Below are 14,455 nucleotides of genomic sequence, written 5' to 3' on the forward strand. Positions count from 1 at the left end.
GACATCTAAACTGCGCGTCATTGTATATCAGGGAATTTTATATTTTGGACAGTTATTGTTGTATTTATCCAAGTCGGTCAATTAATTAACGAGTTTCTCGGCATTCCCACGCCATCTTCTTGTTAATTAAACGAGAAGGTGCGCACCAGTAGTTCACGCATTTTCCCACATTGATCTTTTATAACGTTAGTAAATGCCGCCATGCAGTCTGTTAAGCATTAATGACATGTCATTAGCCTGTCAATTATGCTACTTATCATGCTTCAGCACAGCATTTCCCATCGTTTCACCTCGCTTTTTGTCAATAATCTGTCAATAAGCGAGTAATCTGAATTTCGGCACACTACGACCCAACCAGATCCAGCAAAGAGTCACAACATGCAAATCAAGCACTCAGCGTCAACTACGCCTAAAAAAACACTCGCTATTACCGTCATTGTCATTCTAGCGATTGCCGCCTCCTTTTATTTTGGCATATCACGCTCGAATGAAAACAAGAAAACGGTGGAAGCCGACGTACCGATGTTTACCGTGCAAGCCGACAAGCTACTGGTTCCGCCTGAATCACCATTACGTAAACGTTTAGTGGTCGCCGCCGTTAGTTCCGCCTCACCTGTTCACAGCATTGATATACCGGGCGTAGTAGAAGCTGACCCAGCTAATACCGTAAATATTTTACCGCCACTGTCGGGCCGCTTAATCGAATTAAAAGTGAAATTAGGCGACGCTGTTAAAGCCGGACAAGTCGTGGCGATAATCAGTTCGTCCGATCTGGCACAAGCCTATTCCGATGCGGACAAGGCGCGTGATGCGCTGGATCTGGCGCAACGCGCTTTGCAGCGCGGCGAAGGCGTCAATAGCGCAGGAGCGAATGCAGCAAAAGACCTGGAGCAAATTAAAAGCAATCACAACCAGGCTCAAGCTGAGTTTAATCGCGCCGAACAACGCTTAAAAACTTTGGGCGTCGCTAATGACAGTAACCGAGACAGCAAAAATCGCGTACTCACAATTAGCACACCGATCTCAGGTACCGTTACCGTGCTCAATAACGGCGCAGGTTCCTATATTAATGACGCAACAGCATCCATCATGACGGTCGCCAATTTAGATCACGTTTGGGTAACGGCGAATGTGCCGGAAAGTTTAGTATCCACGCTGCATAAAGGGCAAAACGCGGAAATTACGCTGGCCGCTTACGCAGGTGAAACCTGGCAAGGAAAAATCAGCACAATTAGTGCCATTTTAGAACCGGATACGCATCGTAATAAAGCGCGCATCATCTTTAGCAATACCGATGGTCGCCTAAAACCGAATATGTATGCCAACGTCAAACTGGCTACCGCACAAGCTGGAAAATTAATGATTCCTACATCGGCATTATTAATGAATAACGACAGCATTACCGTGTTTGTAGAAACAACTCCGTGGACATTTGTACGCCGCACAGTATCCATCGGTAGCGAAGATGGCGATCAGGTAAGTGTGTTGTCCGGCTTGGCCGCTGGCGAACGCGTCATTGTTCGTGGCGGAGTACTCATCAATGATTAATCAATTAATTTCAATTTGCTTTCGACGCCGTTATTTAGCTTGGGTACTGGCGATTCTGATCGTCATTTACGGCTATGTATCCTGGACCAATATGGCGGTGGAAGCGTATCCCGACATTAGTGACGTTACCGTACAAGTAACCACGCAAGTGCCGGGCTTGGCTGCTGAAGAAATTGAACAGCAGATCACCGCACCGCTAGAACGTGCACTCTCTAACACGCCCGGCCTGGTGACCATGCGTTCTTCCAGCACATTTGCCTTGTCGCTGATTACCTTAGTATTCAAAGACGGCTCTGAAGATTACTTTGTTCGGCAACGTGTCTTAGAACGAATTGCCACGGTTACCCTACCCACCGGCGTGCAACCATCGCTTGATCCAATTAGCGGTGCTGCCGGTGAAATTTATCGTTACACCTTAGAGTCCGACAGCAAAAATTTGATGGAACTGTCCGAGATTCAAAAGTGGATAGTGATTCCCGCTTTAAAACAAGTTCCCGGTATTGCCGACGTGGCTAACTTCGGTGGTTTTACCAAAGAGTTTCAATTAGAACTTAACCCGACCCAACTGCAACGCTATAACCTGGCGTTAGCAGATGTGGTCACGGCAATTAACAACAATAGCGCAAACGCAGGTGGTGGTCGGATTTCACGTGGCGAGCAAAGTTATGTGATCCGCGGCATTGGTCAGATTCATTCTTTAGATGATCTAGGTGCCGTCGTTGTCACGCAAAACAATGGCAGCCCAGTATTATTGCGCGACTTGGGCAAGCTGCAATTTGGCCATCAGGAACGTGAAGGTATTTTAGGTAAAGACAATAATCCAGATACGCTGGAAGGTATCGTCTTGATGCTGAAGTATGAAAATCCATCGATGATACTTCAGGGCGTTCACAGCAAACTGGCAGAGTTGAAGAAAAAACTCGATCCGATGGATGTCAAAATTGTTCCTTATATTGATCGCGATGATTTGGTCAAACTGACGGTGCATAAAGTTTCACATACGGTCTTGGAAGGTATCGGTTTAGTCTGCATTGTTCTCATTCTTTTTTTAGGCAGCCCACGCAGCGCGATTGTGGCGGCAGTGGCAATTCCGATTGCACTGGTGACGGTATTTATCATCATGCATGCTACCAAAATGCCAGCCAATTTATTTTCACTGGGCGCAATTGACTTCGGGATTATTGTCGATGGTGCGATTGTGGTGATGGAAGCGATTTTACGGCGGCGCGAAGAAAACCCTCACGTAGAATTAACCGAAAACGATATTCTCGAAACCTCCAGCCAAGTAGCACGTCCGATCTTTTTCGCGACCTTGATTATTATCGTTGCCTACTTACCGCTGTTTGCATTCGAGCGCGCTGAAGGTAAATTATTTACCCCTATGGCGTACACCGTTTCCTATGCTTTATTAGGCGCGTTGTTATGCACATTAATGCTGATTCCTGGACTGGCGTATACCGCCTTGCGCATGCCACGCAAAATTTTCCATAACAAGCCACTCGCTTGGTTGACAGCACGCTATCGCGCCACGTTAGGACATTTATTAGAGCGTCCTTGGATTGCCTACATCCTTGCCAGCATCGCCTTGGTTTCCGTATTGATTTTAGGTGCTACTGCCGGACGTGAATTTTTGCCGGAACTGGATGAAGGTGCGCTGTGGTTGCAAGTACAAATGCCAACTGGATTATCGCTGGAAAAAGCCAGTGAAATGGCGTCTGAATTACGTCGCGAAATCAAATCTTTTCCTGAAGTGTCTTACGTTATTTCACAGCTGGGCCGTAACGATGATGCGACAGATCCATGGACACCTTCTCACATTGAAATGCCGGTCGGTTTGAAGCCTTACGACCAATGGCCTTCAGGTGAATCCAAAGCCGAACTCATTAACCGGATGAATGAGCGCTTTAAGAACATGCCGGGCTTTTCGATTGGAATCAGTCAGCCGATTATTGATGGTGTCAACGACGCCATCGGTGGAGCGCATAGCCCGTTAGTGTTGCGCGTGTATGGCAGCGATTTAAAAGAAGATCGCCGCATTGCCAGTCAGATTGTTGACATTCTTGGCAGCATACGCGGCACGGCATCGGCCTCTTTATTTCAAGAGCCACCCATCCCGCAAATGGCTATAAAAATTAACCGTGAAGCGGCAGCACGTTTTGGCATTAATGTAAATGACATTGCCAACTTAATTCAAACCGGCGTTGGCGGCGCACCAGTCACGACGATTTATCAAAGTGAGCGCATCTACAACTTAACCGTGCGCTTTCCTAAGGCGAATAAAAACAGCCCGGAAGCACTTGGCAATTTGCATTTAAACAGTTCAACCGGTGCAAAAATCCCGCTTTCGCAATTGGCTAGCATTACATTACAAACCGGTGAAAGCACGATTTCGCACGAAACCAGTGAACGTCAGATTACCATTCGGATTGATAACCGTGGCCGTGATCTGACTTCTTACTTAGCCGAGGCACAGCAACGGATAGATAAAGAAGTGAAATTTGATGCGCAACACAATCGTTTGGAATGGGCTGGGCAATTTGAAAATCAGCGCCGTGCACAAGCACGTTTAGTGGTTATTCTTGGCGTCATGTTATTGATGATGGCCGTGCTGCTGTACTTCCAGTTTGGTAAATTACGCCAGTCATTCTTGATACTTGGTGTAGTCCCGCTGGCCACCTTAGGCGGCTTAATTGCCTTGCACGTCACCGGCGAAACCTTGAACGTTGCCACAGCAGTCGGCTTTATTGCGCTGTTTGGTGTGTCAGTACAAAACGGGATCATTATGGTAGCCAATTTCCGGCGTGTGCATGGCGAAGGTTTATCGCTCAGCCAAACCGTGATTGAAGGCGCTACCGAACGGTTACGCCCGGTATTAATGACTGCCACAGTTGCTTCGATCGGTATGTTGCCCGCTGCATTGGCAACCGGCGTTGGCACCGATGTGCAACGAGGTTTAGCCACCGTCGTGGTGGGTGGTTTAGTGGTCTCCACTTTGCTGACTTTATTTATTTTGCCGACCTTTTACTTTGCGATGGAAACGTACGTTGCCGGTAAATCATGGGGCATACGCCGTAGGCAGGATCGCTGATGAAAAATCAATCAAACTCTTTATTCCGTCCATTTTTTCGCCCATCTCCAATCAGTCTGGCGATAGCTTGTATAGCTCTCGTTTCAGGCTGTGCTGTAGGGCCAGATTATATGCGCCCAAACACAGCGCTCCCTACTCAACATACCGAGCAGGCATTGGATGTTGCTGCAGCACCCGAAGGCGAAGTTACGCAAAAATTTGTGGCAGGTCAGGATATTCCGGCGCAGTGGTGGGAGTTATTTCACTCTGCATCGCTCAATGAATTGATACAGGACAGTTTAAAAAACAGCCCTAACATTCAAGCGGCGCAAGCCGCTTTGCGTGCTGCCCAAGAAAACGTGGCCGCCCAGCAAGGCGCTTATTTCCCAACGCTTTCTGCGCAATTTACGCCAACCCGCCAGCATGTGGCGAGCGCATTAGCCAGCCCTGCATCATCCAACGCCAGCATCTATAACCTGCACACAGCACAACTTTCTATTTCCTATGTGCCGGATGTGTTTGGCTTAAATCGACGTCAGGTTGAATCGCTGCAAGCGCAAGCAGACATGCAGAGCTATCAATTGCAAGCTGCCTATTTAACGCTGACGTCCAACCTTGCCAACGCAGCTATTACCGAAGCGTCGTTACGCGCACAATTAGCTGCGTTAAACGATGTGCTGACTGCGCAGCAGAAAATACTGGAAATGGTGCAGCGTCAGTTTAAATTAGGACAATTAGGTGAACTCGATATGGCAGCGCAAGAATCCGCTGTCGCGAATGCGCAAGCCGCCATCGCGCCCGTGCAAAAGCAGTTGGCGCAGCAACGCGATTTGATTAAAGCCTTGGCGGGTCGTTTCCCTAACGACAGCACCGCGGCGCAATTTGAACTCGCCAGTTTGCAGTTGCCGGGCGAAATTCCACTGACATTACCATCCACGTTAGTAGATCATCGTCCCGATATTCTGGCCGCCGAAGCGCAATTACAGTCAGCCAGCGCAGCAGTTGGCGTCGCCATTGCCAACCGTTTACCGAACATTACGCTCGGCGTCGATTCTTACGGATCAGCTGCGTACACATTGGCCAATTTATTTAAATCAAGCACGACATTTTGGAATTTGGCTGGCTCCGTAGTGCAACCGATTTTTGATGGCGGCACACTCAAACATAAGCAAGGTGCGGCGCAAGCGGCATACGAACAAGCCGAAGCGCAGTACCGCTCCACCGTCATTTCGGCCTTCCAGAATGTAGCCGATGCGCTGCAAGCAATTCAAGCTGATGCGCTTGCTTTACACGCTGCAAAAAATGCAGAAATGGCGGCCAATAAAACGTTGGTCATCGCGCAAAAGCAATTGGCTTTAGGGGATATTAGTCCCAGCAGCATGCTCACTATTGAACAAAACTACCAGCAAGCTAAACTAGCTTTAGTGCAGACACAAGCGATGCGCTATGCCGATACTGTGGCGCTGTTTCAGGCTTTGGGCGGCGGTTGGTGGAATGCGAAAGCTTAAGGATTTAGCTGAAATTATTAGGTAATTTATGTGATTTATTTCCTAATTTAGTTTTTTTAAGGCAATATATTACTTGGGATGTGCGCAAGATCGTCATCCTCGCACAAGCGGGGATGACATTAGTAACGATGTGATTTAGCAACGTGTTGAGCTCAACTGAACGACATTATCTACAAGGGAATTCTCCCTTCTACCAAGAAAAGTGACGCTATGAACATCACCCGCTATGAAATGGGACCGCGCTTTAGTGAAATGACGGTAGTGGATTTAGGCACGGCCAAGCTAATTTATCTGGCGGGTCAAGTCGCCCAAAACACCTCACTCGACGTATCAGGCCAAACCCGTGAAGTGCTGCAATACATCGATCAACTACTCGCCAAAGCCGGCGCGACTAAAACCGATATTGTTGCGGCCCGTATTTATCTGGGCTCCACTGGCGACTACGCTGTGATGAATGCCATTTGGGATGATTGGGTAGTGCCAGGCCACACGCCAGCCCGCACTACGGTCGGCTCCAGATTAGTTAATCTGGAATATAAGGTTGAGATTGAAGTGACTGCAGCAATCAACTCCTAACTGTCATTGCTGCCTTCTCACATCATTTTTCGCCAGCAGAGTAAAAAATTCGACTAATTCATTCACATCCGCGTACGCCACATTAAAACGAAACCACGGATGCTGTGGCGCAGTGAAATGAAAAAAATCACCAGGTGCCAACCAAATACCTTGTTGCAAGGCGCGGTCAGCAATTTCGCGTGCGTTTAATGTGGAGTGCTCGAATTTAGCCCAACAAAACAATCCGCCGCGCGCGATAGCAAATGGCTTCAAACCTGACTCCGTTAGCCGTGCATTAACACGAGTGCCGGCATCTAACAATGTCAACGCCAATTGCTCTACATGACGCCGATGATGACCCTCAGTTAATACGCTATGCACCAGCCGTTCGGTAATTTCAGAATTGGTCAGGCTTTGTACCATTTTGGTATGCACCAATTGCCTGGCTAATTCGCGCTGACAAACGATATACCCCAAGCGCAAAGACGGTGCTATCGTCTTCGAATATCCCCCCACATAAATCACCCGTTGCAAACCATCCAGTGCCGCCAGCATCGGATCGGTTGCTTGCCCTAGCTCCCTGAAAATATCATCTTCCACCACCCAAAAATGATGCCGCTCGGCCGCTTGCAATACCTTCATAGCACACGCCGGTGTATAAGACGTACCGGTTGGATTTTGCAGCACACTCGCAGTAAAAAATAATTTAGGCTGATGCAACCGTGCCAAACGATCCAACTGCTCCACATCAATCCCGCCGGGCGTACGCGGCACACCGATCACATTTAAATCTGCCAGCTTTAACATCGCCATCAAATTACAATAGCCAGGTTCATCAATCAATACAGTGTCTCCGCGCTGCGTCATGGTACGAATAATGATGTCTAACGCTTGAGTTGCACCGTGGGTAGTCAGTATTTGTTCCGGTGCAACCTCTAACGACCAGTTTGCCAAAAACTGCGCAATGACCAGCCGCAGCGGCAGATAGCCATGAGGATGCCCATACCCCACTTGTTGCGCTCCCGGTGCGCGCATGAGTCGCCGCTCAGCCTGATGCAAGCCGTCATGATCAAGCCACTTGCTCGGTAACCAGCCGCAACCCGCTTTATTCGGCACCCGTTCATCTGCAAACACTTCTGACAATAACCAGGCCGAATCAATCACCGGTTTGCTTACCTTAAACGTTGGCATGGATTGCGCGACATTACCTTGGAATGCAACAAAGAAACCAGCACCTCGGCGCACCACCAATAAACCACGCGCTACTAATTGTTCATAGGCTTCTACTACGGTAGAAATTCCCATTTTTTGTTCTACTGCAAATTGACGCACAGAGGGCAAACGCTCGCCCGATCGCAATCTCCCTTGCTCAATTAACTGCGTCATCGCCAATACCACCTGCTCCACCAAACGCACTGGACTAGCGCGATTTAACATCAAACTGAATTGCAGAATATGCGGTTTTGCCATAGTCAGATCCTATTTGTGATCAACACAGAGACATCAAAATAACAATACAGTTTTACAACTAAATCAAAAGTGTACCTCACAATTCCATTTATATATTGCGATAATAAATATACATAAATGCCATTTAATGGCAAAACAACTATCAGGAGACAACACCATGAAAAATCACCAGCTGATCTTCAGCCTTCCCATCGCTGTAGCCCGCCCACCTTTTTTAACCCCATCTGGAGTTGCAACCATGATTAATCGCCGTGATTTTCTTAAATTTTCTGCGCTCGCCGCACCCGGACTACTTCCTGCAAGCAACATATTTGCGCAAACTAATACGATCCGTTTTGGCTGTCCGGTACCCATGTCCGGCCCATTTGCAGCCAATGGCAAATTTTCTGAGATGGGAATGAAATTCGCCATTCAGCAAGCTGGCAAGGTGATTGGAAAAGAGCTTTCCTACACAGCGATAGACACAGAAGGCAAGCCGGCCACCGCAGTACGTAAAGTGAAAGACTCAATCGAAAAAGGAACCCGTTTTTTTATCGGCGGCGCATTGTCTTCCGAGTCCTTGGCAATGGGTAAAGAAGCCGCCAGGGCCAACAGCGTTTTTGTTACTGCCGCCGGTGCTGATGAAATTACGGGTAACGAATGTAATCGCGCCACACTCCGCTGGTCAGTGCCCACTTTTGGCGCAATAGAGCAAACCGTGCGCCCTTTACTAGATCAATTTCCGAATGCCAAACGCTGGTACACCATCACACCCCAATACGTTTTTGGCGATGGTTTGCTAGCAACAGCCAAAAACATTTTTAAAGAAAAAGGTATTGAACATGTGGGTAACAGTTCCCACTCGCTGGCAGAAAAGGAATTTAGCGGTTACCTGACTAATGCCATGGCAGCTAAACCAGACGTGCTTTTATTGCTTAATTTTGGCTCGCAATCATCCGACATGCTGCGTCAAGCAGTCAGCTTTGGCCTGAAAAATAAAATGAAAATTTTAATGGCGTGGGCATCCGGTCTGGAGCAATTTGAAACCTTGGGGGCCAATATTTGCGAAGGCGTTTATTTTGGTGTGCAGTATTGGCATGGCGTTGATGCGCCGTTTAATAAACAATTTGTGAGCAACGTTAACAATCACTTAAAGATCGATCCCAACTACAGTTTCGCCGCTATTTATATGGGAACCAAGATTGTATTGGATGCCATTACCAAAGCCAACAGCACCGATCCCAAAGCAGTCATCGCCGCGATTGAGGGTATGAAATATGAAGGCATCACCGGCACGGAAGAAATTCGCGCCAGCGACCATCAGGTAATTAAAAACTACTACCTGCTGAAAGGAAAAGCCAAATCCGCCATGCGCAATAAGAATGATTATGTCGACATTATTTCGTTCGGAAAATCATTTCTACCTCTCGATAAAACCATGTGCAAGATGGCTTAGCTGTCTGAGTTCAAACCACTTAACTAAATAGGACGCCATGAATATTTATTTGCTACAAATTGCCAATGGCATCGGTATCGGTATGTTGTATTTTCTGCTGGGTGTCGGATTAAGCATCGTGTTTGGATTATTGCGATTTGTGAATTTTTCGCATGGCGCTTTCTTTTTATTAGGAGCGTATGTCAGTTTTGAATTGGGGCAACTTGGGCTGGATTTTTGGTGGTCATTATTGCTTGCACCAATTCTGGTTGGCGCTTTCGCATGGCTAATCGAAAAATGTGTGTTACGCCATATTTATCCCTTGCCACATCATTTCCACATTTTGTTCACCGTTGGTCTGGCACTGGTTATACAGGAGGCTGTTATCTGGTACTGGGGGCCGCTCGGTAACAACATTGCTCCTCCGGAGTTGTTACAAGGTGTGGTCATTTTGGGTGATTTTATTTATCCCGCCTATCGCTTGTTCGTCATCGGTTTCACCGCTGTTATGGCCTTATTACTTTGGTGGGTTTTGGAAAAAACACGGCTTGGTTCCATCGTTCGTGCAGGCAGTGAATCGACAGAAATGGTCTCCTTATTAGGAATCAATATCAATCGCATCTTTAGCCTTGTATTCGCACTCGGCGCGTTCACAGCAGGTTTGGCTGGCGCATTAGCAGCGCCGATACGTGGAGCGGAACCGTTCATGGGAATTGAAGCATTGGGAATAGCTTTTGTTGTGGTGGTGATTGGCGGCTTAGGTAGTTTTAGCGGCGCATTGGTTGCCGGGCTTTTAGTCGGCATTATGCAAAGCCTGATGAGCACCATCTGGTCGGAAGGTGCTTTCCTGACGATTTATATTGCCATGGCTGCGGTGATGCTGCTGCGCCCGAATGGCCTGCTTGGTCGAGCCAGTTAACAAGGAAATCTCATGAAAAACATCATCCATTTTCGTACTACTTTACTCATCATTGCTACCGTATTGATTCTGCCCCTGACCTTGGATTCCGGCACGCTCGCTACCGAGGTATTAATTTTTTCACTTGCCGCATTGGGCTGCAATTTATTGCTAGGTTATACCGGCCTGATGTCGTTCGGCCAGGGGATTTTTTTGGGAGTGGGTAGTTATGCAACTGGTTTATCACTGCTGCACTGGCAATTACCTGTTTTGCTTGCGCTGTTATTGACCATGTTAATTGGCGCATTGGTAGCGCTGTTAGTTGGCTGGTTTTCCATTCGCCAGCGCGGCACTTATTTTGTCATGTTGACGCTGGCGTTTTCGCAGATGTTTTATTTTTTAGCCTACACCATGACCAGCGTCACCGGCGGTGACAATGGCCTATTAAATATTCCGCGCCCATCCCTCTCCGTGTTCGGCATAGAACTGTTAGCAACCGCCACGCCGTGGCAATACTACAGTTTTGTTGCGTTGATTTTTGTATTGGTATTTTTCCTGTTGCAGCGAGTAGTAGATTCAGTTCTTGGCCGAACCTTACTTTCCATCCGCGACAATGAAGCGCGTGCGACTGCCATTGGTTACGACATCCGCCAATTCAAACTGGCCGCCTTTATTATCTCCGGCGCCATCACCGGATTAGCCGGTGGACTGCACGCCATGATGACCGGCATTGCGCCACTGACCAATATTGAATATCACATCAGCGAATCGATTTTAATCATGACGGTGATCGGTGGTACCGGCAATTTATTTGCCTCGGTGTTGGGTGCTGCGTTCTATGTATTGATGGGAGACTGGCTGTCTGAATTATGGCCTCGCTGGTTGATGTTATTGGGATTTTTATTAATCGCCATCAGCCTGTATTTGCAACAAGGTTTATTCGGTTTTTCAAAATCACTGATTCAACAAATCACCAATCGATTTCGCCCTGATAGGGCTCCAGACAATGCCAAACAGGAGAAACATTCATGAAACCCATCCTACAGGCCATCAACGTCAGCAAGCACTACGGAAAATTTACCGCCGTTAATGACATTACCCTCGACATCCTGCCCGGCACAATACATTCAGTAATCGGCCCCAATGGCGCAGGTAAAACTACCCTCTTCCACACTCTGACCGGGACTGTGCCGATCAGTGCCGGCAGTATTTTATTGAATGGAGAAGAAGTCGCACATTTACCTGCGTATAAGCGCGTATCAAAAGGCTTGGCGCGTTCGTTTCAGGTTACCAACCTGTTTCCCAATTTAAGCGTGACCGAAAATCTACGACTCGCTGCACAAGGTCGTTATTTCGCACAGGCACTTAATCCATGGCGACGCGTTGAGTCTCTTAATCTGGCTGGTGACATTGCGAGCCAATTAATTGAACAATTACAACTACAACATTTTTCACAGCGCGCCGCCGGCGAATTATCACACGGACAGCAACGTCGCCTGGAAGTTGGCATGGCCATGGCCGGGCAACCCAAAGTCATTTTTTTGGATGAGCCGACATCCGGAATGGGGGTAGATGACATCGCCGAAATGAAGCAATTTATCCATGGTTTGCGCGTTCAATACACGGTACTGCTGATCGAACACAATATGGATATCGTCATGGACATTTCAGACCAGATCACGGTTATGCAACAGGGTCAAATCTTAGCCGCTGGCAAGCCGGAACAAATCCGCAATAACGAACTGGTGCGCCGCGCCTATCTGGGCAGCATGATCACAGGAGGAAAATCATGATACTCACGCTCACTGACGTACATGGTTTTTATGGCAAAAGCCATATTTTGCAAAGCATTAACATCAATGTGGCGGCAGGTGAAGTGGTGACCTTATTGGGTCGTAATGGCGCAGGAAAAACCACCACGCTAAAAAGTATTGTAGGAGTCGTGCCGGCGCAACGCGGCAAGATCATGTTTGAAGGTGAAGACATCACATGTATACCCACTCACAAGATTGCGGAACGCGGCGTTTGTCTCGTTCCAGAACATCGCGGCATTTTTAAATTACTCACAGTAGAAGAAAATTTAACGATGTCGGCCAAACGAGATTCAGCATGGAAACTGGATGACATCTACCGCATTTTTCCAAGATTAAAAGAACGGCGCAACAACGGCGGAGGGCATTTATCCGGCGGCGAACAACAAATGCTGGCAATAGGACGGGCGTTGATGACGCATCCAAAAATACTCATGCTCGATGAGCCGGTAGAGGGATTGGCACCAGTGATTGTCGATGAAATCGTCGCGCAGTTAAAGCTGATCAACGCAACCGGCATGACGATCCTGTTGATTGAGCAAAATCTGGAAGTGTGTACTCAACTGGCTGACCGCCATTACATCATTGAGCAAGGACGCGTCGTGCACTGCGCAAGCAATCAGGAATTTTTGAATGACGATGCCGTGAAAGACCGGTATCTCGGCGTTAATCTTGCAGCATAAACCCTATTTTTAAGAGACAAAAATGCGACTTCTACTAGCCATGTTTAAACATGAAACCAATACCTTTTCACCAGTCCCTACAAAATTTGAACGATTTTTTCCCGGCTATCCAAACGCCTTATCCGGTACCAAAGCCATTAACGAATTGCGAGACACCGGATGTTCGTTGGCCGGTTTTATCAAGGTAGCGGAACAGCACGGTGCAGAAATTGAGGTAGCCGTAGCAGCGACCGCATGGCCGAGCGGCCCGGTAGACAATGAAGCCTATGAGCGTATTTCGGCATTGATACTGGAACAGGTCAAGCAAGGTGGTTTTGATGGAATTCTGTTGGATTTACACGGTGCAATGGTGTCCCATTCCTGTGAAGACGGCGAAGGCAGATTACTGCAACGCCTGCGTGAAATAGACTCGACAACTCCAGTCGGAGTCACCCTGGATATGCACGCCAATATGTACGATGAATTGATCAAGAACGCAACGGTGGTGAATGGTTATCACACCTACCCGCATATCGATATGTTTGAGGCTGGCGTTCGTACCGCCGACATTATTATCCGCACCATTAAAGGTGAAATAAAACCCGTCATGGCATGGGGGATGAAGCCAATGTTGCCGCATGTATTAATGCAAGGTACACATATGGAACCGAATAAATCATTGCAGGAGCAATGCATCGCCATGGAGCAAAGTAAGGTGCTTGCTAGCTCCCTATTTGTCGGTTTTCCGCAGGCCGATATTGCCAATGCTGGTTTAAGCGTGGTGATTTGTACCAATGACGATGCGCAGTTGGCAAGGCAAAAATGCGATACGTTATTGGATGACGCATGGAAGGTACGCGAACAGTTTTTATACCATTCCGAACCGTTAATCGATTCCATCGTCAGAGCAAAACTATGCATCGAATACCCAGTGGTATTACTAGATCATTGTGACAATTGCGCCTCTGGCGGCACCTTGGATTCCACCGTGGTGTTAGCTGAAATTATCAGGCAAGATTTGAATAACGTGGTGTTCTACGCGATTAAAGATCCACTCGCTGCAAGGCAAGCTGCGCACAGCGGAGTTGGCACTAAACTGACATTGCTGTTAGGCGGAAAAACACCGATGCCAGCCTTACGCGACAGCAGCCATCCCATTAGTGTAGAGGCCACCGTGAAGACAATTTCTGACGGAATTTTTTACAATCGCGGCCCGATGTTGCAAGGCATGATGAACAACACTGGACTGACTGTGGTGGTGGATACCGGCCGTGTCGTGATCGTGATTATTTCCGAAGATATTGAACCACATGACATTAATTGTCTGCTCTCGCTTGGCATTGATCCATTAAAAAAATCATATATCGCCTTAAAAAGCCGTGTGCACTGGCGCGCCGGTTTTGGTGAAATGGCACGCCACGTCATTGAATGCGCCGGTCTGGGCGTAACCACATCCGATTACAGCCAACTGGTGTATCGCCATGTACGCCGCCCAATTTATCCACTGGATGCAATGTAAGCA

General features: G+C 47.7%; 11 protein-coding genes. 10 read left to right on the top strand and 1 reads right to left on the bottom strand.

The window, feature by feature from the left end; translation table 11 throughout:
* The first annotated feature begins 378 nt into the window (after positions 1–378).
* From S2091_RS08485 to S2091_RS08500, 4 genes are all read left to right on the top strand, one after another.
* Complete coding sequence (locus S2091_RS08485) at positions 379–1,548, top strand: efflux RND transporter periplasmic adaptor subunit (protein ID WP_105531366.1); 1,170 nt, start codon at positions 379–381, stop codon at positions 1,546–1,548.
* A complete protein-coding gene (locus tag S2091_RS08490; protein ID WP_105531367.1) occupies positions 1,541–4,636 on the top strand; it encodes an efflux RND transporter permease subunit in 3,096 nt (1,031 codons plus the stop codon). The genes S2091_RS08485 and S2091_RS08490 overlap by 8 nt, the downstream gene beginning before the upstream one ends.
* Entirely contained in the window at positions 4,636–6,123 is a 1,488-nt protein-coding gene (locus tag S2091_RS08495; protein WP_105531368.1) for an efflux transporter outer membrane subunit, read from the top strand. Before S2091_RS08490 ends, S2091_RS08495 begins: the two co-directional genes overlap by 1 nt.
* Positions 6,124–6,333: 210 nt before the next feature.
* On the top strand, positions 6,334–6,699 hold the full coding sequence (locus tag S2091_RS08500; protein ID WP_105531369.1) for a RidA family protein: 366 nt from the start codon (positions 6,334–6,336) through the stop codon (positions 6,697–6,699).
* Positions 6,700–6,702: 3 nt separating this feature from the next.
* Here the strand turns inward: S2091_RS08500 and S2091_RS08505 are convergent, their stop codons facing one another.
* Positions 6,703–8,148 (bottom strand): aminotransferase-like domain-containing protein, encoded by a 1,446-nt coding sequence (locus S2091_RS08505; protein ID WP_105531370.1) that lies wholly within the window; start codon positions 8,146–8,148, stop codon positions 6,703–6,705.
* A 238-nt stretch (positions 8,149–8,386) separates the two neighbouring features.
* Between S2091_RS08505 and S2091_RS08510 the strand changes: the two genes are divergently transcribed.
* From S2091_RS08510 to S2091_RS08535, 6 genes are read left to right on the top strand one after another with little or no spacing between them, the layout of a single operon-like run.
* Complete coding sequence (locus S2091_RS08510) at positions 8,387–9,583, top strand: ABC transporter substrate-binding protein (protein WP_105531422.1); 1,197 nt, start codon at positions 8,387–8,389, stop codon at positions 9,581–9,583.
* 37 nt (positions 9,584–9,620) lie between these two features.
* A complete protein-coding gene (locus S2091_RS08515; RefSeq protein WP_105531371.1) occupies positions 9,621–10,481 on the top strand; it encodes a branched-chain amino acid ABC transporter permease in 861 nt (286 codons plus the stop codon).
* Between the two features lie 12 nt (positions 10,482–10,493).
* A complete protein-coding gene (locus S2091_RS08520; protein ID WP_105531372.1) occupies positions 10,494–11,492 on the top strand; it encodes a branched-chain amino acid ABC transporter permease in 999 nt (332 codons plus the stop codon).
* Positions 11,489–12,253 carry an ABC transporter ATP-binding protein gene (locus S2091_RS08525; protein ID WP_105531373.1) on the top strand — a complete coding sequence of 255 codons (765 nt, stop codon included), beginning with the start codon at positions 11,489–11,491 and terminating at the stop codon, positions 12,251–12,253. Before S2091_RS08520 ends, S2091_RS08525 begins: the two co-directional genes overlap by 4 nt.
* Positions 12,250–12,954 (top strand): ABC transporter ATP-binding protein, encoded by a 705-nt coding sequence (locus S2091_RS08530; RefSeq protein ID WP_105531374.1) that lies wholly within the window; start codon positions 12,250–12,252, stop codon positions 12,952–12,954. Before S2091_RS08525 ends, S2091_RS08530 begins: the two co-directional genes overlap by 4 nt.
* Before the next feature lie 22 nt (positions 12,955–12,976).
* Complete coding sequence (locus S2091_RS08535; protein ID WP_105531375.1) at positions 12,977–14,452, top strand: M81 family metallopeptidase; 1,476 nt, start codon at positions 12,977–12,979, stop codon at positions 14,450–14,452.
* Positions 14,453–14,455: the final 3 nt, after the last annotated feature.

Source organism: Solimicrobium silvestre (assembly GCF_002976435.1).
Classification (GTDB): domain Bacteria; phylum Pseudomonadota; class Gammaproteobacteria; order Burkholderiales; family Burkholderiaceae_D; genus Solimicrobium; species Solimicrobium silvestre.